This is a genomic window from Flavobacterium sp. MMS24-S5 (assembly GCF_050320125.1).
In the GTDB taxonomy this organism is placed as follows: domain Bacteria; phylum Bacteroidota; class Bacteroidia; order Flavobacteriales; family Flavobacteriaceae; genus Flavobacterium; species Flavobacterium tyrosinilyticum.
The window spans coordinates 518,300-543,360 of sequence record NZ_CP190016.1 but is presented as its reverse complement, the minus strand read 5'-3'; the positions used below and the strand labels follow the sequence as shown (position 1 = coordinate 543,360).

Annotated in this window: 22 protein-coding genes; 14 read left to right on the top strand and 8 right to left on the bottom strand. The window is 33.7% G+C overall.

Annotation, left to right across the window (positions count from 1 at the left end; genetic code table 11):
• Nucleotides 1–15 precede the first annotated feature (15 nt).
• The 3 genes from ACPWTF_RS02350 (at nucleotide 16) to ACPWTF_RS02340 (ending at nucleotide 4,138) form a co-directional block, all read left to right on the top strand.
• Complete coding sequence (locus tag ACPWTF_RS02350; RefSeq protein WP_427874236.1) at nucleotides 16–2,337, top strand: beta-1,3-glucanase family protein; 2,322 nt, start codon at nucleotides 16–18, stop codon at nucleotides 2,335–2,337.
• 177 nt (nucleotides 2,338–2,514) lie between these two features.
• The gene (locus ACPWTF_RS02345; protein ID WP_427874235.1) at nucleotides 2,515–2,949 is read left to right on the top strand and encodes a glycosyl hydrolase family 18 protein; all 435 of its coding nucleotides are present in this window, start codon (nucleotides 2,515–2,517) and stop codon (nucleotides 2,947–2,949) included.
• Between the two features lie 28 nt (nucleotides 2,950–2,977).
• Complete coding sequence (locus ACPWTF_RS02340; RefSeq protein ID WP_427874234.1) at nucleotides 2,978–4,138, top strand: carbohydrate-binding protein; 1,161 nt, start codon at nucleotides 2,978–2,980, stop codon at nucleotides 4,136–4,138.
• A gap of 109 nt (nucleotides 4,139–4,247) precedes the next feature.
• On the opposite strand, the gene ACPWTF_RS02335 is transcribed toward ACPWTF_RS02340, so the two are convergent.
• The 4 genes from ACPWTF_RS02335 to ACPWTF_RS02320 all read right to left on the bottom strand — a co-directional run bounded on the left by ACPWTF_RS02335 (nucleotide 4,248) and on the right by ACPWTF_RS02320 (nucleotide 9,575).
• Nucleotides 4,248–5,608, bottom strand: a protein-coding gene (locus tag ACPWTF_RS02335; protein WP_427874233.1) for an IS3 family transposase whose coding sequence is annotated in 2 segments (ribosomal slippage) — nucleotides 4,248–5,125 and nucleotides 5,125–5,608 — 1,362 coding nt in all. Because the reading frame shifts where the segments join, the coding sequence is not laid out codon by codon here.
• Between the two features lie 486 nt (nucleotides 5,609–6,094).
• Nucleotides 6,095–6,961 (bottom strand): hypothetical protein, encoded by an 867-nt coding sequence (locus ACPWTF_RS02330; protein ID WP_427874232.1) that lies wholly within the window; start codon nucleotides 6,959–6,961, stop codon nucleotides 6,095–6,097.
• A complete protein-coding gene (locus tag ACPWTF_RS02325; protein WP_427874231.1) occupies nucleotides 6,958–8,028 on the bottom strand; it encodes a metallophosphoesterase in 1,071 nt (356 codons plus the stop codon). The genes ACPWTF_RS02330 and ACPWTF_RS02325 overlap by 4 nt, the downstream gene beginning before the upstream one ends.
• A 488-nt stretch (nucleotides 8,029–8,516) precedes the next feature.
• Nucleotides 8,517–9,575 carry a phosphatidylinositol-specific phospholipase C1-like protein gene (locus tag ACPWTF_RS02320; protein ID WP_427874230.1) on the bottom strand — a complete coding sequence of 353 codons (1,059 nt, stop codon included), beginning with the start codon at nucleotides 9,573–9,575 and terminating at the stop codon, nucleotides 8,517–8,519.
• Nucleotides 9,576–9,839: 264 nt separating this feature from the next.
• On the opposite strand from ACPWTF_RS02320, the gene ACPWTF_RS02315 reads away from it, so the two are divergent.
• From ACPWTF_RS02315 to ACPWTF_RS02295, 5 genes are all read left to right on the top strand, one after another.
• Nucleotides 9,840–10,364 carry an RNA polymerase sigma-70 factor gene (locus ACPWTF_RS02315; protein ID WP_248727239.1) on the top strand — a complete coding sequence of 175 codons (525 nt, stop codon included), beginning with the start codon at nucleotides 9,840–9,842 and terminating at the stop codon, nucleotides 10,362–10,364.
• Between the two features lie 84 nt (nucleotides 10,365–10,448).
• Nucleotides 10,449–11,372, top strand: coding sequence for a FecR family protein (locus ACPWTF_RS02310; protein WP_427874229.1), 924 nt, complete (start codon nucleotides 10,449–10,451; stop codon nucleotides 11,370–11,372).
• A 70-nt stretch (nucleotides 11,373–11,442) separates the two neighbouring features.
• Entirely contained in the window at nucleotides 11,443–14,724 is a 3,282-nt protein-coding gene (locus ACPWTF_RS02305; protein WP_427874228.1) for a SusC/RagA family TonB-linked outer membrane protein, read from the top strand.
• Nucleotides 14,725–14,729: 5 nt separating this feature from the next.
• On the top strand, nucleotides 14,730–16,499 hold the full coding sequence (locus ACPWTF_RS02300) for a RagB/SusD family nutrient uptake outer membrane protein (RefSeq protein WP_427874227.1): 1,770 nt from the start codon (nucleotides 14,730–14,732) through the stop codon (nucleotides 16,497–16,499).
• 334 nt (nucleotides 16,500–16,833) lie between these two features.
• Nucleotides 16,834–17,202, top strand: coding sequence for an STAS/SEC14 domain-containing protein (locus ACPWTF_RS02295; protein ID WP_095930732.1), 369 nt, complete (start codon nucleotides 16,834–16,836; stop codon nucleotides 17,200–17,202).
• 77 nt (nucleotides 17,203–17,279) lie between these two features.
• On the opposite strand, the gene ACPWTF_RS02290 is transcribed toward ACPWTF_RS02295, so the two are convergent.
• From ACPWTF_RS02290 to ACPWTF_RS02280, 3 genes are read right to left on the bottom strand one after another with little or no spacing between them, the layout of a single operon-like run.
• The gene (locus ACPWTF_RS02290) at nucleotides 17,280–17,552 is read right to left on the bottom strand and encodes a PrgI family protein (protein WP_250836394.1); all 273 of its coding nucleotides are present in this window, start codon (nucleotides 17,550–17,552) and stop codon (nucleotides 17,280–17,282) included.
• Nucleotides 17,553–17,590: 38 nt separating this feature from the next.
• The gene (locus ACPWTF_RS02285) at nucleotides 17,591–17,989 is read right to left on the bottom strand and encodes a hypothetical protein (RefSeq protein WP_250836393.1); all 399 of its coding nucleotides are present in this window, start codon (nucleotides 17,987–17,989) and stop codon (nucleotides 17,591–17,593) included.
• Between the two features lie 33 nt (nucleotides 17,990–18,022).
• A complete protein-coding gene (locus ACPWTF_RS02280; protein WP_427874226.1) occupies nucleotides 18,023–18,511 on the bottom strand; it encodes a hypothetical protein in 489 nt (162 codons plus the stop codon).
• Nucleotides 18,512–18,860: 349 nt separating this feature from the next.
• Between ACPWTF_RS02280 and ACPWTF_RS02275 the strand changes: the two genes are divergently transcribed.
• The 3 genes from ACPWTF_RS02275 to ACPWTF_RS02265 all read left to right on the top strand — a co-directional run bounded on the left by ACPWTF_RS02275 (nucleotide 18,861) and on the right by ACPWTF_RS02265 (nucleotide 20,836).
• Nucleotides 18,861–19,334 carry a CinA family protein gene (locus ACPWTF_RS02275; protein ID WP_320493777.1) on the top strand — a complete coding sequence of 158 codons (474 nt, stop codon included), beginning with the start codon at nucleotides 18,861–18,863 and terminating at the stop codon, nucleotides 19,332–19,334.
• Between the two features lie 326 nt (nucleotides 19,335–19,660).
• Complete coding sequence (gene tnpA, locus ACPWTF_RS02270; protein WP_427874225.1) at nucleotides 19,661–20,122, top strand: IS200/IS605 family transposase; 462 nt, start codon at nucleotides 19,661–19,663, stop codon at nucleotides 20,120–20,122.
• Between the two features lie 204 nt (nucleotides 20,123–20,326).
• Nucleotides 20,327–20,836 (top strand): hypothetical protein, encoded by a 510-nt coding sequence (locus tag ACPWTF_RS02265; protein WP_427874224.1) that lies wholly within the window; start codon nucleotides 20,327–20,329, stop codon nucleotides 20,834–20,836.
• A gap of 197 nt (nucleotides 20,837–21,033) precedes the next feature.
• On the opposite strand, the gene ACPWTF_RS02260 is transcribed toward ACPWTF_RS02265, so the two are convergent.
• Nucleotides 21,034–21,954: a DsbA family protein gene (locus ACPWTF_RS02260; RefSeq protein WP_427874223.1), complete on the bottom strand. Its 921-nt coding sequence runs from the start codon at nucleotides 21,952–21,954 to the stop codon at nucleotides 21,034–21,036.
• A gap of 283 nt (nucleotides 21,955–22,237) precedes the next feature.
• On the opposite strand from ACPWTF_RS02260, the gene ACPWTF_RS02255 reads away from it, so the two are divergent.
• The 3 genes from ACPWTF_RS02255 to ACPWTF_RS02245 are packed head-to-tail and all read left to right on the top strand — an operon-like array spanning nucleotide 22,238 to nucleotide 24,977.
• A complete protein-coding gene (locus ACPWTF_RS02255) occupies nucleotides 22,238–22,939 on the top strand; it encodes an SMI1/KNR4 family protein (RefSeq protein ID WP_427874222.1) in 702 nt (233 codons plus the stop codon).
• Between the two features lie 2 nt (nucleotides 22,940–22,941).
• A complete protein-coding gene (locus ACPWTF_RS02250; RefSeq protein WP_427874221.1) occupies nucleotides 22,942–23,607 on the top strand; it encodes an SMI1/KNR4 family protein in 666 nt (221 codons plus the stop codon).
• Between the two features lie 20 nt (nucleotides 23,608–23,627).
• Nucleotides 23,628–24,977 carry a DUF6138 family protein gene (locus ACPWTF_RS02245; protein ID WP_427874220.1) on the top strand — a complete coding sequence of 450 codons (1,350 nt, stop codon included), beginning with the start codon at nucleotides 23,628–23,630 and terminating at the stop codon, nucleotides 24,975–24,977.
• The last annotated feature ends 84 nt before the right edge of the window (nucleotides 24,978–25,061 follow it).

Genomic DNA, 25,061 nt, shown 5'->3' with positions numbered 1-25,061 from the left:
AACAAAACCTTCACTTTGCCATTAATTGCAGGATGTCGAGTTTTTATTTCTAAAGGTTCACAATTGTACTTTTACTTTTTTGGAGCAAGTGGCGCACCTTCGGGATATGCATCTCCAAATCCGCAGAACGCAACAGACCCAAATCAGGGAATTTTGTATGAAATGATCGAATTGACTAATAATCAATATGGTTTTTTCGGAAATCCAACAAGAGTCGATTCATACAAATATCCAATGGGATTGGAATTGTTTGGAGCAAACGGCTACCAAAAGAAAGTGGGTGATTTGAAAAAGCATGCTGATATTGTTGCCGCTTTTAAAGCTAATGTTCCAGCAGAATTTCAAGGCTGTGTGAACGATGCAACAGGCGAAATTACAGCACCTTCTAAAACTCCAGCTTATGCTGAAGGATCAGGGCCATACGCCAATTATTTAAAATTGTATATCGATGCGATTTGGAATAAATACAAAAATGAAGATTTGATTTTCTATGCCGGAGATGCGGGTGTTTTTAAAGGAAGAGTTATTGGAGAACAACTAGAAATGGTAGGACAATCTGGTGCTTTTGTTGGAAGAACAGGGCGTGTTCAAAATAGACCAACAACCCAAGAAGCGCTTGAAGGAAAAGGTGTTTTGGACAGAAGATTGGTTGATGGAGATTTAGACCTTGTAATTCAATCACAATTAACAGCAGCGATCAACCGACATGTTGTAAATACAACAACTGCAAATCCGGGACAGCAGAATTGGTATGATGCATCGAAATATTATCAAGTAAATCCAACCAATCATTATTCTAAATTCTGGCATTTACCAGGAATTAATATTGATAATTTGGCTTACGGATTTGCGTATGATGATGTTGCCGATCAATCGCCATCACTTCATTCGCCACAGCCAACAAAAGTCATTGCTACATTTGGCGGTTATTATGGGCTTACCACGCCTTCAGTTCCAGCTACAACAGATGTAATCACAGTTTACAAAGATTGTAACTACACAGGTTTTTCTGGCGGATTAACAATTGGAGATTATAATCTGGCTCGTTTAAATTCTTTAGGAGTTTTAAATGATGATATTTCTTCGCTAAAAATTACTCAGGGTTATCAGGCGATTTTATATCAAGATGATAATTTCGGCGGAGCTTCAACGGTAATCAATTCTGATAATTCTTGTTTGAATACGACTTGGAACGATAAAGTAAGTTCCATCAGAATTATTGCAAACGGAACGACAACTTTAGGAAACCAGACTTTCTTTCTTCAAAACAGAAATAGCGGTTTGTATATGGATGTTTGGAATTCGAGCATGTCAAACGGAGCAGGAATCAATCAAGGCGCTTTGAATTCTGGAAACAATCAGAAATTTACTTTTACGCATTTAGGTGATGGAATGTATAAAATTATTGCCAACCATAGCGGAATGTCAATGGACATTAATAACTTCAATAAAGCAAATGGCGCAAGAGTAGAACAGTATCCATACAATGCTACCACAAATCAGCAGTTTATTTTGGTTGCAACAGGCGATGGCTATTATAAAATTGTTGCCCGTCATAGCGGAAGAATTGTTGAGGTGGCAGGAGCAAGTACAGCTTCTGGGGCAATTGTACAGCAATGGGATAACAATAACCAAACTTGTGGACAATGGAAGTTAGTTCCAGCAACAAGTTCGCAGACTTCTGTATTAATTCAGGCAGAAGATTATTCAGCAATGAGCGGTATTCAAGTCGAAGCGACTACAGATGCAGGTGGAGGTTCAAACGTTGGTTATACAGAAACTGGTGATTGGCTGGCGTATAACAATATTAATTTCCCTACAACTGGTTCTTATTTAATTGAATATCGAGTAGCAAGCGGTGTTACGGGCGGAAGATTATCTTCTGATTTGAATGCTGGAGCTGTCGTTTTAGGAAATGTTGATATTCCGAATACGGGAGGTTGGCAAAATTGGCAAACCGTTTCGCAGACTGTAAATGTAAATGCAGGAACATATAATTTCGGAATCTACATTCAGAATACAGGAATGAATATCAACTGGATTAAAATTACAAAAGTAGCGGGAGGAACTGCACGAATGGCTTCAGTTGAAACTGTTGAAGAACCAGCAGAAACTGTTTTAAATGTTTATCCAAGTCCAGTTGAAAATACGTTGTATGTAACAACAGATCTTTCTGGAGGAAGTGTAAAAATAGTCGATTCACAAACAGGATCTACTGTAGCATCTCAAAAAATCAACAACAATAGTTTTGATGTTTCGCATCTTAGAAAAGGAATTTATTTTATAGTTTTTGAAAAAGATGGCAAACAAACCATCAAACGATTCATAAAGAAATAGTTTTAAAAAGTGATCTCAGGCTTTAGATCTTAGATAATAATTGAGTAGTGTTAGTTCTACTAAATTAGATTGCAAATCAAATCTGAAATCTAAAGTCTGAAATCTAAAATAAAAAAATATTCAACTCAAATAACCGTCCCATGTTTACGAGTTTATTAATCTATTAAAACAATTATTATGAAAAACAAATACAAAAGAATGCTGCAGAAATGCATGATTATTTTAGTGTTGGGCGCTTTTAATTTAGCCACAGCCCAGAAAAAAGTGATAGCTTACATTCCGAATTGGATTGACTTGAATGCTTTTTCGAGTACGATTCAGTACAGTAAATTAACGCATATTAATATTGCTTTTGAAAATCCTGATGCCAACGGATATTTGAGTTTTAATTCAGGAAGCAATGCAATAATAAATGCTGCACATGCTCAAAACATAAAAGTTTTTGTATCGCTTGGAGGAGGTTCAGTTTCAGAAGGCGGAGCAATTCGCGATAATTATTTCAATTTAATTACGCCAGCCAACAGAACGGCTTTCATTCAGAAAATTTACGATTATGTTGTAGCCCATAATTTTGACGGTGTAGACGTAGATCTAGAAGTGTCCAGCAATTAATGGTGATTATGGCGGATTTGTAATTGCTTTGGCTAATAAATTGCATGCTAACGGTAAACTGATTTCAGCAGCGCTTTCAGAAGGATATGGTGGTGCTAATGTACCTTCATCTACTTTTGCGGCTTACGACTGGATCAATATCATGGCTTATGACGCAACTGGCTGGGCGCCAAACAATCCAGGTCAGCATTCTCCTTACAGCATGGCGGTAAATCAGTTTAATTATTGGACAGGAAGAGGATTGCCAGCAAGTAAGGCTATCATCGGTCTTCCGTTTTATGGCTATGGTTTTGGAGCTTCTGCCAATCAGGGAATTTCTTATGCTAATATCGTAGCGCAATATCCTGGAGCTGAAAATTTAGATCAAGTTGGAAACACCATTTATTATAACGGAATTCCAACTATCAAACAAAAAACGACTTTTGCGATTCAGAACGCAGGCGGAGTTATGATTTGGGAATTGTCTCAGGATGCAACAGGAACGAAATCTTTGTTAAATGCCATTAATCAGGTAATTACAGGAAGTAATCCTCCTGCAACTGGAACTACAATTCAGGCTGAAAATTATAATACAATGAGTGGTGTTCAAACCGAAGCAACAACCGATACAGGCGGTGGACTAAATGTTGGGTATTGTGATACAGGCGATTGGATGGCTTATTACAATATTAATTTTCCAACATCTGGAGCTTATGTAATTGAATATCGAGTGGCGAGTGCAGTTACAGGCGGAAGATTATCATCTGATTTAAATGCAGGAACTATTCAGCTTGGTGCCATAAATGTTCCGAATACAGGAGGATGGCAAAACTGGCAGACGATTACTCAAACGGTAAACGTTAATGCTGGAACGTATAATTTCGGTATATATGTTCAAAACACAGGGTTTAATATAAATTGGTTTAGAATTACAAAATCGGGTTCAGCGGCTAAATCTGCTCCTGCAAGTTCAGAACAATCCATTGCGAGTTTAGAAATTTATCCGAATCCGACTGAAAGTCAGCTTTTCTTTAGCACAGAGGTTTCTGGCGGAAATGTAAATGTCATCAACACGGAAGGCGGCGCGACTGTTTTTTCTCAAACCGTAAATAATAACAGTATTGATGTATCGACTTTAAAAACAGGAATTTATCTGATTTCGGTAGAGAAAAACGGAATAAAAACGGTAAGACGTTTTATTAAAAAATAATCATAACCCATTTGCCATAATGGTTTTAGATACATTAAATTTTAGGTTTTAATGTGATGAAAAAGGCTGTCTATTTAGACTGCACCCAAAAGTTTAGACAAATTAATAATTAAGTTTTATAATAATGAGCTCGATATTGTATCGGGCTCATTGCTTTTAGATTAAGTTTTATTCTGTCATTATTATAATAATTAATATACTCAATAATCTCCTGTTTTAATTGACCAATGGAACTGTATTTTTTAAGATAAAACAACTCTGATTTTAATGTTCCAAAGAAGTTTTCAATAATTGCATTGTCAAGACAATTTCCTTTTCTGGACATACTCTGTTTAATTCCTTTTTCTTTTAATAAGTATTGGTACTGTTTCATTTGATACTGCCATCCTTGATCAGAGTGCAGCGTTAAATTAGTATTGTCGGGTATTTTCTTAAATGCTTTTTCAAGCATCACAGCTACCTGTTTAAATACAGGTCTTTCAGCCAGTTCATAACTAACTATTTCTCCATTAAACAAATCAATTATTGGTGATAAATATAATTTTTTTCCTGAGACGTTAAATTCAGTTATATCGGTCGCCCATTTTTGATTAGGTACTGATGCTTTAAAGTTTCTGCTTAGAATATTTGGGGCAATCCTGCCTTGTTCTCCTTTATAGGATTTATATTTTTTAACTCTGATGAGGCTTTTTAATCCCAACGATTTCATTAGTCTTAAAACTGTTTTATGATTGATGATTATCCCTTGAAGCTTTAACTCACTAGTGATCCTCCTATATCCGTAACGCCCCTTATGCTTAGAATAAATTGATTTTATAAGTTCTTTTGCTTTTTTGTATTTATCAGCTGTTTTACTCTGTTTTTGATAATAATAAAAACTGCTGCGCGCCACATTACTGCAATTTAAAAGTAATTTTAAATCATAGCGATGCCTTAATTCCATTATGACTTGCGATTTTTGGCTTTTTCTTCGGCTTGAATTAAGGCTTGTAACTTTTTTAGATAATCAATTTCACAGCGTAATGCTTCATTCTCCAACAGAAGTTCTTCTTCCCTGGTTAAAGGTTTTTCAGATTTACTTTTTTTATCTTTAAAATCACTCATAGATTTTGGCCTCCCTTTTGGTTTTAGTTTTAATCCTTCTAAACCAAAATTAGCAAAATCTTTTTTCCATTTAAGGATAATTGAATCCGAAGGAATGTTAAATCGCAAACGAGCTTCTCTTAAAGATAATGAATCCCTGTAAATTGACTTTAAAACCTTTAATTTAAAACCAATCGGATAAACCTGATTTTTTCGTGACATTAAACCTGCCCTTCCATATTCCCTGTAAAAACTCACCCATTTGCGTATATTAGATTTGCTGGTTCCTTTCTCGCTAGATGCTAATGCAAATGAATAATGTTTAACAACTACTAATTCTACACACTCAAGTTTGAATTCATAGCTGTGCTTGACTTTTCTTTCCATAAAAATGCCCCCAAATAGCGTCTAACTTTTTGGGGGCAGTGCAATTTGGACGGCCTTTTTTTATAATGAAAGCTTTAAGTTTAACCGCAAAGAACGCTAAGGTTTACGCAGAGTTCATTAAAGACGTTTTTTTGTAACGCAGAGTTCACAAAGATTTTACGCAAAGTTCGCAGAGTTTTTTTGAGCTAAATTTTGTAAAAATATAAAAGGTCACAAAGCTTTACGGATATCGTTTTTTGGAGCTTAGTGAATATAGCCTGCGGTTTCAACCGCAGGAACACAATGCATATTGCCTATCCGTAAGTACCCGCGGTTGAAACCACGGGCTATGTTAAAATTTAGTTTGTTAAAATTATTTTTTCTGTAGATCTAGAAGTCATAAAGCTTTGCGAACTTTGATTTGTAAAATCTTACTCAAAATACTCTGCGAACTTTGCGAAAAACCTTTGCGCTCTTTGCGTTAAAAAAAACATCCTTAAAAAAAAATCACTTCACGCTCTTAATCGCGCCATTTTTCAAATCAACTGTAAAATGATCTGCTGGAACTTCGTGCATGAATTTATTGAAGATAATCAGGAATAACTTCATCTGTTTTTGTAGTGGAGTATCTTTTGAAAGATCAGCATTGGAACCTTCTAAAAATAAATCAGACAAAACTTTGTATTCTTTTGCTCTTTGAATTCCAACATCAGCAAGAGCTAATTCATCTGCGCTTCTAAAACGATAAAAATCTACTAGAAGATCATAACCCGTCCAATTAAAGTTTTCTTTTTTGAGATTATTCTGAATTAGGATTTTTTCCGATTTATCTTCAGCTTCTTTCCATTCCTTTTGAAACTGTTCTTTATTTTTTAGAATAAAATCAAAATCTTGATTCGATTGCATATTGGCTAAAACCAGTAAATCTTTTGCAGAAACATTCAATATAAAATCTTTGAAAGCAGAAGGCCAATCGTCTTTTAGGAAACGAAGTCGAACTAATTCTTTTAAATGAAAATCGGTAAAATCATGATAGTTTTTTGTTTTTAAAATATCAATATTCCAAATGTCTTGCATGTTCTGACTTTCCAAAAACTGATATTCCATTTTGTATAAATCAAAAAGTTCGTTGTATCTCGGAACATTGTCAATAGTAATGGTTTGAATATCTACGAGATTATCTTTTTTGAAAGTCAATAATTTATAAGCGGGAATATAAGCCGCAAGCGATGGTGTCTGAATGTTAACCAAAGTATTTCCTTTTGCAGAAGTTCTTACACCCGTATCGTTGATATGCATGTGGCCTCCAAAATGAATCTTTAATCCTGCATCTGCAAATACTTGCGCTACTTCTTCAACAGGAACACGGTTCAACTGCCATTTGTTTGGACAGCAAGTAATTCTTTAATTTCCGCGGAAGCATCATCATTAAAATCAATCATAGGGAAATGACTGAAAGCGATTAAAGTTTTTCCTTGTTTTTTGGCTTCCGCCGAAATGGTTTCAACCCATTTTATAAGGTGTTTTTTATTTGTAAGTACATTATTGTAACCTGTACTGGCTTCGCTGTAATTCTTAGAATCTTTTTCTGTAGAAGCATTTTTCTTCGGAATATAAACATTTCCGTCAATTGCCATTAACCAAAGTCCATCGATTGGTTCTACAACGTAACTAACATCTGGAACTTCGTAACCAGGTGTGACTTCATAAACACGATTTTCTAGTGTAGCACTTTCTAAAGCCTTTTCGAATGTATAATTTTCACTTGAATAAGTAGAAAATGGAGTTGCCCAGAATTTGTATTTTTTATTCGGATGAAAACCAAAATTCTGAAGCTGATCTGTAATTCCTAAATAACCCATTTTAGCAATATCGGCAGTAACAACTACTGGCTGTTCGATGTTTAAATTGGGCTTATAAAGGCCTTCTTTGCTATAAATGGGTTGACTTTTACCTTCTTTTCCTAAGAAATCTTCTTTTCCAGATTCTTGAGCAAATGGCCCAACCGGATCATGATTTCCTGTGGTGATGAAGAATTCTATTCCGTATTTTTTGGTGTATTGTTCTAATATTTTGGCTAAACCGCGAACGTTAATGGGCTGGCCGTCATCGGTATAATCTCCAGGAAGTGCGACGTATTTGATTTTTCGCTTTGCGATATCTTCTAATGCGGCTATAAAGGCAAAGTAATTTTCATTGAAGATACGTGTAGAATGAAGCTGAGAAGACATGGTTCGAACCAAAACATATTCTCCCGTTTTCGGATTTATAACGCCTTTATAATCTGAATCTGAAAACTGGCCGAATAAATCCTGTAAATGCACATCTGATAAAAATGCGATTTGTGTTCCGTTGAGGTTTTTTACTTTTTGTGCTGATGCATTATTGTTGAAAAAAACGACAAAGAACAGTATATGTAAAAATGTATATCTTGAATTCATAGGTTTTGTTTTTTTAACCGCAAAGAGCGCTAAGATTTACGCAAAGTTCGCTAAGATTTTTGAGCATGATTTATAAAATAAATAAGTTCACAAAGCTTTGTGGATTTTGCGCTTTTTAAAAAGAATAATTATGAAACATAGCCTGCGGTTTCAACCGCAGGAACACAATGTATAGCATCGCTTTCTCTACATTTCTAAACGAGCATCATGCATGTTTTCTCCCTGAGCTTTCCCGCGGTTTCAACCGCGGGGACACAATGTATATCGTCTCTCTGAGCGTTCCCGCGGTTGAAACTGCGGGCTATATTTACAAACTACATACATAAAACTTTGCGAACTTTACGTTTATAAACATAACCTTAAATAAAAATCTTTGCGAACTTTGCGTAACTCTTTGCGCTCTTTGAGGTTAAAATTATTATTGTTTCAATTTTCAGGTTTCCCGTTCCAGAAATAACTTGAAACTTGAAACCTGAAACAAAAAATAGCTATTTTCCAGTAACAGGATTATTTCTAACATAACTTCCATCATCGTATTTAATTTGGTACGGTGAATTAAAGAAAGTGCTTGGCAGATAATAATCGGTTGTGATGATTTGTGCACCTGATTTTTTAGCTGCTTCAAAATGCGAATAATCGTTAGCACGCGCTTCTTTGGTATCAGAATCTGCTCTTGTTCTTATTAAGTATCCCTTTTTTACTAAATCTTCAATCTGTGGATCTTCAGAATTATTTCTGAACAAAGCTGCGGCTTCTGGTTTTCCTGGTTCGGCGTTTATGAAAACGGCGCGTCCCTTAAGGGACGGATGATTCAATGCGTACAAATCTCTTTTAGCGCCGTTGTTATCTAATAAGAATAAAAATCGTCCTTTTGCTTCTTTTAAAGTTGGCCAGTTGTCATGCAAAACGGCTTCTTCGAGTGTTTTATATTTTCCTCGTACCATATCTGGCGTAATCAGTTTGTTTTTTCCTAATTCTTTTCGAATTACTTTGTCCATTTCATCAAAAACGGCCGCAGTGAAATCTTCTGGTTTTGTTCCGAAGAAATTAGCATCGCCGTCTTTTGGCTCTAAAGTGATAAAAACGGGAATATGATTTGGATTGGCATCAGACCATTTTTTTAGTTCCTGCAAACAGATTTCGAAAGTGTAGCAAGAAGTTCTAAAATCGATATCAGGCATGTGGAAAACCTTAAAGCCTGGTTTTTTCATTAATCCATCTGGGTCGTACGTTTCTTCAGATTTTGCGATATCCAAACCTTTGGGGTGTGCATATTTTCCGCCTTTCGCGTCAGCAAAAATATCAATTTCCAGATTGCGTAGACCTTTGTTTAATTGATCTGTAATACTAATATGAGTGTATTGCAAACCTTTAAGTGAACGAGTAGTGTCTCGTGCCTGAATGGTATTATATAAGTCCGTTTCGATCGCGTAACGGTAACTGTTATGCGATCCGATAACCTGAAGCTGGTTCATTTTCAGATTGTCGTTTTGAGCCTGAGCGCTTAAAGCTCCTGCTAATAATAAAGTGAACAAAAATGGTTTCATAATTCTAAAATGTAATTGATACTGTTGATTGGGACGCATCAAAAGAAAATTGCATTTTTTGAAAGTGACTAAATTAAAGTCTGCTATTGGTTTTTATGTTAGATTAAAAAAAAGAAATCGCAAAGACATTCCTATTTCTGTCTTGAAAAAGTAGTATTAATACAACAAACGTGTTTATTTATTAATTTAAAGATAACCTTGACGCAAAAAGCATTGGCTTTTCATTTTATTATTTTACGATATTAAAAAGCCTGTAATTACAATATGAATAATCCTGAAATTTTTGAACAAACGTATAATCAATATTGGAAAAAGCTTAACGCGTTTTCTTATACGATGACTCAGGATAAAGACTTGGCGCAGAACATCGTTCAGGATGTTTTTGTTGATTTATGGGAAAGAAAAGAAGAGCTGAATATTCAGGCAATTGAACCTTTTTTGTTTCGCGCTGTAAAAAATCAAGTCTTTAAACATTATCAGAACAATCGTTTTGATAAGACGATTTTAGAAGAAAAGTTCGAAGACTACATTATCGACAATTTTTCGACAATTGATCCAGAAGTGATGGATCTGCTTTATTCATTATTAGATAAACTTCCGGAGAAAAGAAAAGAAGTTTTGCTGATGTATAAATTTCAAGACATGACAATCGATCAGATTGCAGAAGAACTTGGAATTTCGAAACAAACCGTTAAAAATCAGATTTCATCGGCGGTAAAACAACTTCGTGAAGGCTTAAAAGACTTGGCTTGGCTCGCTCCATTTATTATTTTCAATCAAAAATTTTAAAATAACTTTCGCTTGATGTTTTCATAATATTTGGCAATAGTACGATTTCGAGATTCTGGTACTTATTCATAACAATAAGTATTTATGATAAAAAGAATCAAACATAGTTTAGAGTATTTGCTGGATAAAAGTTCGCGAGGAAAAACTTCATCGGCAGAAGAAAATTTATTACATGATTTTGCTTTCAGCGAATATCAAAAATCAAAGTGGGATAATGATTTTATGGGAAATCCAGAAATCGAGTCTCAAAATATGTATGATGAAATTCAGTTAAGAATTGGAAAGAAGAAATCTTTCCGTCCTTATTTAAAATATATAGCTGCTGCCAGCATTCTTTTTCTGCTTGGTTTAGGATTTTTCTTGAGATCAAATGTTTTAAACCAAAAACAAATCACATTTAAAACGTCATCGATTCCCAAATCTATCCAATTAAGTGACGGTTCGAAAATTTATCTGGCAGCAAACTCATCATTTCAGTATCCTGAAAAATTTGAAGGCGATCAAAGAACGGTTTCTTTAGTAAAAGGAAACGCGTTTTTTGAAGTTGCCAAAGACAAAAAGCATCCTTTTATTATTCATTCTGGCGAAATTCAAACCAGAGTTGTAGGAACTTCATTTCACATTCAATTATCAAAATTAAACTGTAAAGTGATTGTAGTAACTGGAAAAGTAAATGTGTCTGGAAAAGGGCAGAGCGTTGATTTAGTACCGAATCAGGAAGCTTTATTTGAAGGTCAAAAATTAACCAAACAATTGGCCGATAAAGCATTTTTGGTGAATTGGTACAATGAAGATGTTACGTTAGATCAAACCACATTAAAACAGGTTATCACCATTTTACAATATAAATACGGAGTTTCATTTGAGTATAACAATAAACACGTATTAGCAATGCCGTTAACGGTATTCATTAAGAAGGACGCGACATTAGAAAATGTTTTGGAACAAATAAATTATATCACAAACCTAAAATTCAAAGTCTATGGCGAAATAGTAAAAGTGGATTAAAAACAAAAAAGCAGTTGCGGGAACAACTGCCATTAATAAATTAAGCATCGTAAAAACAATTACTTAAATCATGTATTTTAAACCTTCTTATTTAAATCTAAAGAGTTTTGTCTTTTTAGTTCTAGCTTTACTTGCCTTTCAGAGCGGTTATAGTAAAACTTTATTAAAAGAGCCAAAAATAGCAAATAAAATAGAAAAAGCGACTCTTGTCTCTATTTTTTCAAAATTAACAAAGCAGACAGACTACAAATTTAGTTACGGACAAGCCATAATTGCTGATAATACGGCTTATACAGTAAATTATAATACAGAGTCTATTACGGCGATTTTGAATGATCTTTCTAAAAAAGCCAATTTCAATTATAACATTAATGGTAAATTAATTTTAATTCAAAAAACAGCTGAGCCAAAAGCAGTAAATACCAAAGCAATTGAGAGAATTAAAATAAAAGGAAAAGTCGTTGATGAAAATAAATTGCCTATTCCTGGAGCATCTGTAATAGAAACGAGCACTTCAAACTCAACAGTGACGGATTTTGACGGTGTTTTTGAGCTTACTGTAGGAGAAGGAAAAACAATCGATATTTCGTATGTAGGATACAAATCTAAAACGGTTCCTGCACAGAGTGGTTTTATGACAATTCAGTTAGAGCCAGCTACTGCAGAATTAAATGAGGTTTTGGTTGTTGGTTACGGAAAACAATCTAAAAAAGACGTTACGGGAGCAGTTACGCAATTGGAAGCGGCTAACTTTAAACAAGGAGTAAGCATTTCGCCAGATAATTTAATTCAAGGAAAAGTTGCGGGTGTTCGTGTGGTGAGTACGAGCGGTGAGCCTGGAGCGGGAGTAAATGTAACGATTAGAGGTGTTGGATCTATTAGAAGCGGAAGTACACCTTTGTTTGTTGTTGATGGAATTCCATTGTCTAATGACGATGTGAGCCCATCGGGAACGAATGTTGGTTTTGGTAGCTCGCAAGCTAAAAATCCTTTAAACTTTTTGAATAATAGTGATATCGAATCGATTACAGTTTTGAAAGATGCATCTGCTTCTGCAATTTATGGAGCAAGAGGTTCTAACGGAGTTGTTTTGGTAACGACTAAAAAAGGAGCAAAAGGAGATGGAACTCTAACTTTTGATTCGTCTTTGGGGATTTCTACTGTAGCAAATAAATTGGATGTTTTGAGTGCAGGTCAATATAGAAATGCAATTAAAGATAAAGCTTTTGATCACGGTGGGAATACAGATTGGCAAGATGTAATTTTTAGAGAAGCTATTACAAAAAGTAATTCGCTAGCATTTTCTAAACAGACAGAATCAGGAAATTACTATGCTTCTGTATCACAATTAGATCAAGAAGGTATTATTAGAAACAGCAATTTTAAACGTTTGACAGGAAGAATTAATGCTGCTGAATCCTTTTTAGACAATAAACGTTTAAAATTAAAATTTAATCTTACGGCTAGTGAAACCAAAGATGATGGTGTTCCTACAAGTGATGACGGAGGTTCTAACGGACAATTGCTGGTACATACCTTAATGGCAAACCCAACTAGATCGGTTTTTGATGCAAATGGAAATTATACCAATTTTAATATGAATGCGCATTACAATCCAGCGTATTTGTTAAGCATTTATACCGATCAGACTCGTACTTTGAGAGTTTTAGGAAACTTTGAAACTTCTTTTAGAATCGTGAACGGATTAGAGTATAAATTGAACCTTGGTATCGATCGTTCGATGTCAGAGAGAAATACTACTATTTTTCCAAACTTAACAGATTTGAATCCGAAAGGGAAATATGTTCAGAATAATTTAGATTCTAAAAACTCTTTGGTAGAGCATTATCTGACTTACAATTTAAATTTGGATAAACATAAAATTGAAGCTTTAGGAGGTTTTTCATATCAGAAATTTGAAAGATCAGGAACAAGTTTTAGTATCGACGGAATTTCAAACCAAGGTGAAGGCGTTCCTCCTTCAATAAATCCAGGTTTCAAAGGTACTCAATCTGGAACAACAGGTTATGCGCAGGAAAATGAATTGCAGTCTTATTTTGGAAGATTAAATTATGGTTTTGATAACAGATATCTTCTAACAGCTTCTATGAGAGGTGACGGATCTACTCGTTTTGGTAAAAACAACAAATACGGTTATTTCCCATCATTTGCTTTAGGATGGAATATTGCTAACGAAAGTTTCTTAAAAGAATCTTCTACTTTAAACAACTTAAAACTAAGAGCAAGCTGGGGACAAACAGGAAACCAAGAAGTTGAAAATAAAATTACGCAGGCAAGTTACTCATTATCTGGAGCTGATGGATATTATTTATACGATGATTTAAATCTAGTAAATGGAGTTTCGGTAAACAGAACACCAAATCCTGATTTGAAATGGGAGGTTGTAACGCAATTCAACGTAGGTTTAGATTTCAATTTATGGAATGACAAATTGTACGGAACATTAGATTATTTCAATAAAACCACTACTGATGCGATTTTGAATGTTCCTTCTCAAGCTTTGAGTCCAACCACTACAATCTGGACCAATATTGACGGTAAAATTATCAATAAAGGTATCGAGTTTATGTTGGGTTCAAAAATAGTAGATACTAAGAACTTTTCTTGGAATATTGACATGAACGGAGCAACATTAAATAACAAGATTGAAGATCTTCCAGTTTCAGAAATCTTAACAGGAACAATTTCAGGACCTGGACAATCTGGAGTAAATGCAAATATTTACAAAAGCGGTTATGCAGCTGGATCTTTCTATTTATTGGAACACATTGGTTTTGATGCAAATGGAGGAAACATTTTTAAAGATCAGAATGGAGATGGCAAAATTGATAACAGCGATAGAATTATTATTGAAGGCGCGCTTCCAACTTTCTACTACGGATTTAATAGTGATATGAGATACAAAAACTTTACGTTTTCGTTCTCTATCATCGGACAAACAGGTGGTTATTTATTAAATAATACAGGTTTAAATGCATTAAACATAAACAACTTAGCATCAGATCGTAACGTGGCAACAGGTTATTATGAGTCTGGGGCAAATGCTGCAAACTCACCAATCTTGTCAACTCTTTTCTTAGAAAAATCAGATTTTATTAGATTAAACACAGCTCGTATTGGTTACAACTTCGATTTGAAAGGATTAAACTGGATCAACGGATTAACGCTTTATGTAACAGGTCAGAACTTAATTACGATTACAAACTATACAGGTTACGATCCGTTAATCAACAGTCCGAAATCAAACGGAGGAAATCAATCTATTGGTATCGATTATGCAAGTTATCCAACTTCTAGAACATTCAGTTTTGGAGCAACTTTAAAACTATAATTATTATGAAGACAAATACAATTTTTAATATAAAAACATTAGCGCTATTTTCTTTTATATGGCTTTTTGCAAGCTGTACCAACCTTGACGAAGTTGTTTTGGATGAGGTTTTAGGAGAAGATGCTTCAAACCCTGCTGGAGCTCTTGCGGCTGCTTACGACCGTTTAGGAGACGGAACGTTTGTAGATCATGGAGGAATTTTTTCTTTGCAGGAATACACGACAGACGAAGCAATTTTGCCAACACGAGGAAGTGACTGGGGAGATGGCGGAAAATGGAGAGATATGCATGAATTTACATGGAAATCTGATAATGCTGTTGTAGTGGATAACTGGAACAAATTGACAAACGGAATTACGCGTTCGTTAACTGCAATTCAATCAGTAGAAGAAAGTTCAATTCCAGAGAAGAAATTGTTTTTAGCGGAAGCTAAAGGACTTTTAGCGTATTATTTGTACACCACATTAGATTTGTACGGACAAGCACCTTACAGAGATCCGATGAACCCAAATGCGCCTTTACAGATTTTAAAAGCCGATACGCAAATTGATCAGCTAATCAAAGATGTTGAAGCTCTTCTGCCAGATTTAGCAGAAATGGGAACACAGCAAACACATCACGGAAGATTTACAAGAGAAGCAGCTTATGGATTCTTAGCTACCATGTATTTGAACCGTGCGGTTTTTAAAGATCGTTTTAATGCGTCTTCAAGTTTTAATTTTACTGAAGCTGCCGCAACGGGTACAGGAACAGATATGGATCGTGTAATTTATTATACTTCAATATTGATTGATTCAGGAAAGTATTCTTTAGAAAGTGATTATTTCAAAAACTTCGCGAGAGACAATGATAAAGGAAAAGAGTTGATTTTTGCTATTTCTCAGAAGATAGATTACATCAGAAACGGTTCTAACAGTTTTGCTTATGTATGTATGGAGCGTAACCAGAGAACATCTGCAGCTAATAGAGGAACAAACGCGGCTTGCACAACTCCTGAGTTTTTTGCGACATGGAATGGAAATCACGATGATCCGAGATTTCAACAGAAATACCAATATGCTGACGGAACTTGGTTTAAAAATGATGGTACAGATGTAAGCGTTCCAGCAACAGATATCGTTCCGAAAAGTGCTAATTTACCTTGGTTCCACTTCAATAGAGGAATTGAATTTGGACCTCAGTACGGACCAATCTTATTGTCGTCTGGTTCTTTGGAAATGGTTAACGGACGTATTAAAGTTTCGCCATTATACATGGAAAAAAGCACAACGACAAGAATGGATTTTACACCTTCTTTGACTTTCAAAAATCCGGCTCAGGCAGTTTTTGCTCAGAACGAAATCAATCAAGGAGCACGTATTTTCAAATATGAATTCGATCCAGAAGGAGGAAACGGAAACAGTAATGTTGATATTCCTTTATTCCGTTTAGGAGGAATTTACACGATGAGAGCCGAAGCTTATTTCAGAAAAGGAAATACAGCTCAAGCTATGGATGATTTGAACAAATTGCGTACAAGCAGAAAAAGAGAATCTCTATACGGAAGCACTCCAGGTAAAGCTTTGACTGCAATCGATCAGACTGTTTTATATAACGAAATTGGTTTTGAATTATACTGGGAATTATACAGAAGACCACAAATGATCCGTTTCGGGAAATTTGATCTTTCAGGAACCGCAAAACCAGCTTCAGAACCATACAGAAGAGTTTTCCCAATTCCGCAGTCCACTATTGACGTGACTAAAGAATTCAAACAAAATCAAGGATACAATTAAGTTTGTGTGTTAGTTTATTTTTTATTTTTTTTCAAAAAGCCTGTTTCAAAAAGCAGGCTTTTTCTTTTAAAGACGCTAAGGTTCTGAGACACTAAGATTCTAAGTTTTTTTAAAATCTAGAGATGCACGGCAGTGTATCGAACGTAAAGTATATAAATCTTAGTATCTTAGTATCTTAGTATCTCAGAACCTTAGCACCTTAAAAAAATATAATAAACGAATAGTTAAATGTAAGTGTTATCTGATTGATAATGAGTATATTTGAGTATGTGTTGAACATTCTTAAAATGTTTAAAAATGAACAGTATAAAATAACTCAAAAAGAATAAAAATCATGATACATCAAATTGATACCACAGATAATATTGTTGCCTTTAGAGCATTGGCAGAAGTAACAAAAGAAGATTTTTTGACTACAGTAACTCCAGCGGTTGAGCATTTGGTAAAACAAGTCAATGAAATTAATTTTTTATTGGTCTTAGATACAGACATTAAAAATTTTACACCGGGCGCATGGCTAGAAGATGGGCTTTTGGGACTTAAGCATTTAGGAAAATGGAATAGAGCTGCAATTGTTACCGATACAGAAGAAATCATCTCCTTTACAAACGGATTTAGCTATATTGTTCCAGGTGAGTTTCGTGGTTATAAAAAAGCTGATTTTAATAAAGCATTAAATTGGGTTGAAGGAAATATTTCTTAATCCCCAACTTCTCAAAAATAAAAAAGAGCGCTTATTACTTTATAAGCGCTCTTTTTTATGATAGTTTATTTAAAACTTTAATGATTGTATTCGATACCACTGCTTGCCTGCGCATCAATTTTTTCTTTAGATACTTGACTGTATTTTTTATAACAAGCTGATGCTAAAATTGGTAATGCAAGACCGCCTACAACAGCACCTACTTTTTTATGCCCCGTTTGTTTTAAAACTGCCGCTGCAACAAGAGCACCGACACCAGCACAAACCATTTGTTTTACTGACAGATTTAACGGTTGCTTTTGAGGTTCAATTCCGTGTAATAATGGGTCTATAAAATTTAAATTCTCCATAATGCCAATTAATTTTAATTATACTTATTTGTTATTTTTTAATTTTTACTGTTTTCAGTGTCAGTTTCACTTTCAATTTTCTCAATTTCGACCTTTTCCTTTTTTATAGCTTGGCGCAATAGAGCAAAAAGACTCATATAAACATTTGCCATAAAAACTAGAGAAAACCCTGCCAAAATATATCCTCTCCAATCATTTAACAAAAGTTTATAATCGCAGATAATTAGAAAGGCAATTGTAACATAATGACTAAAGCAATATTCACAGGTAAGGAGATAGAAAAACTTTCTTGACAGAATAAATTTGTCATTTTTAGAATGTTTGACACACCATTCATGCGGTTCTCTAAAAATCTCTTCATGTGTGACAGTCCAGCTGATGCAGGCAATCGGAATTGCTAATACAAAAAGCCAGACAATTTGAACTGCTATAGACATAAATTAATGCTTTACAATTTACGATAATTTTTGCTATTCTCTAGGATGGTTTTCAGGATAATGTTCGGCGTCAAAATCATTCAATTCTTCATCCTTATCCAAATCTTCCTCTTTTTCACGATCTTTTTCGTAATCTAAATCCGGATCATAGTCATCGTTTAAGTCATCTTCCGTGCCGTCGTTTGTAATGGCATCATCTTCATTGATGATTCTTTCCTCATTCGGAATGTTTTCTGAACGAATAGTGGTATTCGGTTCAAAATCGCCTTTTAGATGCGTAGGATCTTCAATAAACTCTTCCTGATATTGATACGGATCTTCATCTCGTGCATAATTGTCATTATCAACTAGCGTATTTTGTTCGTAATAATCGGGATCGCTTTCGCCAAATTCTCGGTTATCATTTTTTTTCAAAACTTGTTTAAATTCGTCTTCATTAGAATAAGTACCATCTACAAGTGTGTTTTGTTCGATATAATCAGGATCAAATTGACCATAATCATGGTTATGTTGCTTTTCCATAATAGTGTTTTTTTGATTTGTTATTTTATTTTCAATATTGAATCTTCACGACGAAGACCTTTATTAATCTTTACAGTTTTAACTGTTATCCATGTCCTTAGCTTTTCTTTAAATGAGCTATTTTCGGCTTTTAATTTTTTCTGGCTTGTACTTTTATAAAGTCACTAAGAAAAGCTGTATTTACAAAATTACCCTGTAAATAGATCAGAAACCTTATATGAAAAAACATTATAGTTGCATAATTAACAGTTATTTATATTATAAATGTTGTAAGAAATTATGTAAGGCAATTGTGTTTAAACAATCTACTTTTGAGATGAAATGAATGTGCAATTAAATTTAAATCGATATGGCATCAGATAAGGTAACGGCATGTTGTAAGGCTTTAATAGAAAAGAATTTAACAATAGCATTTGCCGAAAGTGCTTCGGCGGGAAAAATGTGTTATGAATTTTCAACAGTTTTTAATTCTGGAAGAATCCTCATAGGAGGAATGGTTTGTTATCATTCGTCTATGAAAGAAGATTTGCTTCATATTCCGTGGGGAACAATTGAGCAATACAGTGCAGAATCTGCAGAAGTGACCAAGTTAATGGCACAGAACTTTTACCGTTACATTAATTCCGATATCTGTGTGGGTTTAACGGGATTAACTACACCTGGCGGAAGCGAAAGTGAATCTAAACCTGTTGGGACTATTTTTATCCATATCATTTTTGGCGAGATACAAATTGCCAAACGTTTTGAGTTTAAAGGAAATCCAGAAGAGATTATTAATCAGGCAATAGATGTTGTAGCCGATTTGATTTTGAGGGAAATTTAATAAACCAATCAAACGTCCCTACGGGACGACAACTACGTAAACATTTTTTTTTCTACCGATGAGATGTTCCTAGCGGAACATTTTTTTTACGCTAATGGATTGAAATTTTTAAAATTTCTTGATTGATAAGATTCGAAGAATGTTCCTGACGGAACATTTTTTTTGTCTTAAACTAACACTCAAATGACTTTTAGTAGCTATCCAAAAAAATAGAATGTTTAAAATTTACATCACTAAGAGAAAAAATGTTCCGCTAGGAACATCTCATCGGTAGAACTTTTAATGATGGATTATTTTTTTCGTTCCGTAGGAACGTTTGGTTGGTTATGGCAAATACATACACACAATTGCATATACAATTTGTATTTGCGGTAAAATATAGAAAAGCATTGATTGCAAAAGATTGGAAAGACAAATTACATCAATATATTACGGGTATAATTCAAGCCAATAATCATAAAATGTTATGTATTAATAGTATGCCAGATCATATTCATATTTTTATTGGGATGCGTCCTACACAATCCATTTCTATGCTTGTTCAAAATATAAAAACAGAAACCAGCAAATGGATTAAAGAACAAAAAATGTCGCCAGATTTCTCATGGCAAGAAGGCTACGGAGCATTTTCATATTCAAGAAGCCACATTGCAAATGTCATTAGATATATTCAAAATCAAGAACAACATCATAAAAAAGAAACATTTTTAGAGGAGTATCAAAAATTATTGAAAGCATTTGAAATAGAATTCGATTATCAATATATTTTTAAAGAACCAATTTTATAACGTCAAACGTCCCTACGCGACGAAATTAATATGTACATGTTTTTTTACTACCGATGAAATGTTCCGATGGAACAATATTATGTAATTTTTAAAAAATGTTTCATCGGTAGAAATTAAATCATTATTTAGTTTTACATTCAGTAGGAACGTTTGATTAATATTGTTTAGGCTATTAATGCAAAATCAACATATAAAAATATTAAAATGAAATTAAGAAAAGAAATAGAGCCTCAATTTGATATTGCTGAAAAACTATATCCACAAGTTCTAAAACTGATTTTAGATTATACTGAATTTTGTGATGAAAATGGAGATGAAGAAAATATAGAATGTAAAAAACTGGAAGAAAAATTACATCTATTAACTGGCAAAGATATGACGCAATTCAATCTTTGGGAATGGTGGGAAGAAGATGGGGCAGAAAATCTTGCTTTTAATATCTCATTGCCAAATCCAAAAAAGCTAAATAATATAAGCAAAAATGAATTGTTTGAAATAGTAGATCTTATAAAAACATTTGAAGAACCAGAAGATAATACTTCAGAATTTATTTCAACATTTTATAGAAATACAATTTATGGCAACGGTTATTTTAAGAAGTTTTTAGAGAAGAATTTTAAAAATTACAAACCTAATTTATTCAATAGAAATAAAGACAAAAACGGTAATTACTTCGAATACGAAGTTCATGAAATTGTTGATATTCTTTGGTAAAATTATGTTCCATCGGAACATTTCATCGGTAGAAATTCAGCAATCATTCATTTTTTACGTTCCGTAGGAACGTTTGATAAATTGAGATTAATTTAAAATGATGATCAATCAAACGTCCCTACGGGACGAAACGAACAATCTATTTATTTTTTTTCTACCAACCAAATGTTCCGATGGAACATGATTTCAATATTCTTTTATTTATTTTTAATATAAAGCGAACCATTCTTTATTGTCTTTTTATCCAACAAACCTTGTTGATTTAATTTCTCTAAAATAGAAGTGGCCTCAGAAGTTGATTTATCTAAAATTACAGCATACTCTTTTGGAGCTAATGTTGGGAAAATCTCAAACAAATCTAACGGATTTTCATTTTTAATGGTTTTCTTTTTTGCATCGGGAAATAATGCTAATAAAGCATTTTCATAAGCAGCATAAGGTTTAGAACCGTAAACAGTTAATTGGTTATTATCGGCATCAGCCAAAAATAAGGTTGGGAAACCTCGTACTCCAAGCGTTTTGGCTAAATTTAAATCTTCTTGAAAAAGCTTTTTGGCTTCTCCTTCATAATTGGTTTTTAGTTTTTGAACATCCAAACCAGCAATTTTTGCTGCTTCGGCTATGTTTTCCCATTTGGCGATGTTCTTTTTGTTTAGATATAATTCTTCGCGAAGAACACGCATAAATTTTACAGCTTTTTCTTTACTCTGTATTTGAGCCGCTTTCATAGCAATGCAAGAAGGATAAGAAGAATCTAACGGGTCTTCAATCCAAACATTTCCGTCAATCGGCATTTCGTAATACAAACTCGCTTCATCCCAATGATGTGCAACGTCAGAAGGTTTGCTTATTCCGCCACTGTTATAACTCCAATCGGGTAATAAACCGCCCATTCGGTAATCAATTTCAAAATAATCGCCATATTCAAGTTTTAATTTTCTAAGCTGAGGTTCAATTCCCCAACAAGAAGAACAAATTGGATCTGTGTAATAAACAATTTTTACAGGTTTATTTTCTGTTGAAATATTTGTAGTTTCATTCGATTTTTCGCCGAAAGGCATTTCACACATTCCGCTAACAGGATCACATAATAACGGATTTATTTTTTCTTCACTCATTTTTGAATTTGTTTGCGACTGGCAGCTTGCACTGCAAATCAAGATTAATAGTAGCGACAGTATTTTCATAGAAATTTTTAAAATGACTCCCGAGTTTTTTAATTTACTGCAAAGTTCATCCGAATATCATCGCCAGTCAATTAGTCAAAAAAAAGTGACTAGAAAAAAACAATTTTGAGGAATTGTCTATTCTTCTCAAAAAAAAATAACCTTCTAGTATTAAGTAGTTGCAATCTTACACCGTTTTTGTGTATTTTCACATTTGATTAAATCTACAGCCAAAATGAATTACATTCAAAAAATTAAACGCCTCTATAATTTGTCTGAAAATGAAAACTACGGATTTTCAGAAAATCAAATCCTTGATATTGAGAAAAAATTAGAGATTAAACTTCCTTTAAAACTCAAAGAATACTATTTGGAATTAGGGAAAGAAGAAAACCTTAATTACAGTTTTAAAAGACTTTTGAAACCTGAAAATGAAATCGGATTTTCAGATGATGATTTTCTGGTTTTTTACGAAGAAAATCAAAATGTTGCTTTTTGGGGAATTAAAAAGGAAGATTTATCAAAGGAAAATCCTCCAGTTTACGGCAATTACGATACAATCGAAAAATCGGATTGGGAAATCGAAACTCAAACAACGGAGAACTTTTTTCTACTAATGGCAGTTTTCAGCGGTACATTGGGCGGACTTCAATTTAATGGAAATCATTTTGGAGAAATTGATTCGGAAATTGTAAAGCTAGTTGAAGAAAATTATACGCTTGTTCCTGAAATCAGCAGAGAAAATCAAAAGGTATATACAGATGATTTTTATATTGTAATCAGTTTGTCATTCGATCAAGAAAACAATTGTACGGCAGCTTTTATTGGATCAAGCAATAAAGAACGGTTTGATGCCATTCTGGAGAATCTTGATATCGATTGGTCCTATCTTTCGTATGACGATGAAGAAGCTTATGAATATGATGAAACAGAATAAATATGTGGTTCAGTAAATTTACTTTTTTCGATAAGCAATCAGCTTTAACAGAATCGGTTTCAGAAGATTTCTTTACCAAATTATTTTCAAAAGATGAGTTTGACAATTTTCCTGATATCGAGAGTTTGTATCCAAATGGTAGAGATCCAAAATATTTCCCTATTCCTCAACAGCTAAGGCTTCCAAAAGAATATATCGAACTTTTGCAGTATTCAAACGGTGGTGGAATTATAAATGGCGAACGTGAATTTGGCTTTTTTTCGTTAGAAGAAATTCGCCAGATGTATATAAATTACGGATTTCCAATTTGGGCGCCGGCATTTCTTCCAATAGCTTTTAATGGTGGAGGGAAGTTTTATGCTTATGATCTCAGAGAAAACGAGGGGTTTCCGATAATTCTCATTCCTGCTGGAAATCTTGGATATGATGATGACTGTTGGGTATTTTTAGGAAACTCGCTAGAAGAAGTCTTGAGTAAAACCACAAATGTAGAAGATGAGCTGGATCTGCTTTATCCTCAAAAAGAACGATCAGAAAATGAGATTCGATACAGAGAACTCCAACTTGAATTAAAGGAATTAGAAGAAAATAAATCAAAAGGAAAAATTGATTTAAAAACTTTTCTGCTTTCGAAAAAGCGAATCGAAACGGATTTAAAGAAATTATAGGAAAAACGAATAAAAATATAATGAGAGAATTAAACTATTTAGTAAAAATAGAAGGTAACGAATCGCTTTTAGAAAGATTCATTGAAGCGATTGATAATAATACAGTTACAATTGATAAAGCATATCCAAATCCTTATGTATTAGATTCGGGTGAAAAATTTCTATTATCATCCATAATTGAATATTTTTTCCAGACCAGACCTTTCTCAAAAGAATTTTATATTTCATTTGTCGAAAAACTTAGAAAACTTACTGGATTTGATAGTTATCGTTATACATTAGGATTGCAAGCAGACGAATTAGTTTTTAATAGTTTTGAAAGAGTAAAAAAAGGCAAATACAAGATTTTTATACCCAAAACAACAGAAGAGATTCCAGAACCTATATTGACGGAAGAGGAAAAAGAGCTTTTAAGTTTTATATGCTATATTGCCGTTTCTCATATTAAATACGGGCCAAGTTATGCCACGGTTACTGCAAATGAGTATTTTGATGTTGTAACAGAATTGGGGTCTGACGAAGTAGCTCAATTAAAGAAAAACGGAACAGGAAAACTTTCAAAAGAATTGAGTGCACACAAAGACAATGATTTAACAGCTAAAGCCAATGATGTTTTTGCAACAATCAATATAAAACTGATTACAGAAACAGAAGAAAGTTATAGAAAAGCATTACACTTTGTAAATAATCTGCTGAAGACCGATTTTCCTAAAAGCTATGAAATTACATTTTCATCTAAAAATAAAGAGTTGCTTCCAATAAAAGGGCTTCCAAAATGTGGGCAGAACTATCTTTTTGCTGGAGCTGTTCAATATCCAAACCTTCAAAAGGACATTTTAGAATATATTAACCTGGCTAAAAAAGAATACGAATGGTACAACAATCTTGAAGACGAGAATTGTGCAATGCCGTCGACTTTTGCTGTTTTTGCTTTAGGATTACAAGACGAAAAATATTTTGATACGCTAATTGAGTATTATAAAACAGTTGATGGCGAACATCAGTCTGTTCATGCCAAATTTACGCCTGTATTTTTGGAGAAATTCGGCATAACCGAAAAATCTATAAAAGTCTTTATCAATGCTGTTTTATCCATGCAGGAACATCTGCATAATAAGGCTTTCATTTCTTATTTTACAAATGAAAATAGCTTGAAATTATTGTTGAATAGCAAGGAGAATTTTATTTCGTATTATTTTACTAAAGAGGATTTAAAAGAATATTCAAAAAGTGGAGATAATCCTCAGGAAATGGCAGATTATTGTTGGGAAAGCATTATGTATACGATTTTTGGGCAAAGTAAAGATTTTGCTAAAATTGCCAGACAATTATCAGACGAAGAGAAAATACTATTTGAAAAGTTGTTCTAAATAATTTCAGTAGTTTATAACCTGAGATCAAACGAAAAAGTAGTTAGAAATATTTGCAGTATAGATATAATGCCCAAAAAAGGA

Coding starts and splice junctions, on each gene's coding strand:
- ACPWTF_RS02345 (WP_427874235.1), top strand. CDS start 2,515: ATGAAAAACAAATACAAAAGAATGCTGCAGAAATGCATGATTATTTTA.
- ACPWTF_RS02325 (WP_427874231.1), bottom strand. CDS start 8,028: ATGAATTCAAGATATACATTTTTACATATACTGTTCTTTGTCGTTTTT.
- ACPWTF_RS02320 (WP_427874230.1), bottom strand. CDS start 9,575: ATGAAACCATTTTTGTTCACTTTATTATTAGCAGGAGCTTTAAGCGCT.
- ACPWTF_RS02315 (WP_248727239.1), top strand. CDS start 9,840: ATGAATAATCCTGAAATTTTTGAACAAACGTATAATCAATATTGGAAA.
- ACPWTF_RS02310 (WP_427874229.1), top strand. CDS start 10,449: ATGATAAAAAGAATCAAACATAGTTTAGAGTATTTGCTGGATAAAAGT.
- ACPWTF_RS02305 (WP_427874228.1), top strand. CDS start 11,443: ATGTATTTTAAACCTTCTTATTTAAATCTAAAGAGTTTTGTCTTTTTA.
- ACPWTF_RS02300 (WP_427874227.1), top strand. CDS start 14,730: ATGAAGACAAATACAATTTTTAATATAAAAACATTAGCGCTATTTTCT.
- ACPWTF_RS02295 (WP_095930732.1), top strand. CDS start 16,834: ATGATACATCAAATTGATACCACAGATAATATTGTTGCCTTTAGAGCA.
- ACPWTF_RS02290 (WP_250836394.1), bottom strand. CDS start 17,552: ATGGAGAATTTAAATTTTATAGACCCATTATTACACGGAATTGAACCT.
- ACPWTF_RS02285 (WP_250836393.1), bottom strand. CDS start 17,989: ATGTCTATAGCAGTTCAAATTGTCTGGCTTTTTGTATTAGCAATTCCG.
- ACPWTF_RS02280 (WP_427874226.1), bottom strand. CDS start 18,511: ATGGAAAAGCAACATAACCATGATTATGGTCAATTTGATCCTGATTAT.
- ACPWTF_RS02275 (WP_320493777.1), top strand. CDS start 18,861: ATGGCATCAGATAAGGTAACGGCATGTTGTAAGGCTTTAATAGAAAAG.
- tnpA (WP_427874225.1), top strand. CDS start 19,661: ATGGCAAATACATACACACAATTGCATATACAATTTGTATTTGCGGTA.
- ACPWTF_RS02265 (WP_427874224.1), top strand. CDS start 20,327: ATGAAATTAAGAAAAGAAATAGAGCCTCAATTTGATATTGCTGAAAAA.
- ACPWTF_RS02260 (WP_427874223.1), bottom strand. CDS start 21,954: ATGAGTGAAGAAAAAATAAATCCGTTATTATGTGATCCTGTTAGCGGA.
- ACPWTF_RS02255 (WP_427874222.1), top strand. CDS start 22,238: ATGAATTACATTCAAAAAATTAAACGCCTCTATAATTTGTCTGAAAAT.
- ACPWTF_RS02250 (WP_427874221.1), top strand. CDS start 22,942: ATGTGGTTCAGTAAATTTACTTTTTTCGATAAGCAATCAGCTTTAACA.
- ACPWTF_RS02245 (WP_427874220.1), top strand. CDS start 23,628: ATGAGAGAATTAAACTATTTAGTAAAAATAGAAGGTAACGAATCGCTT.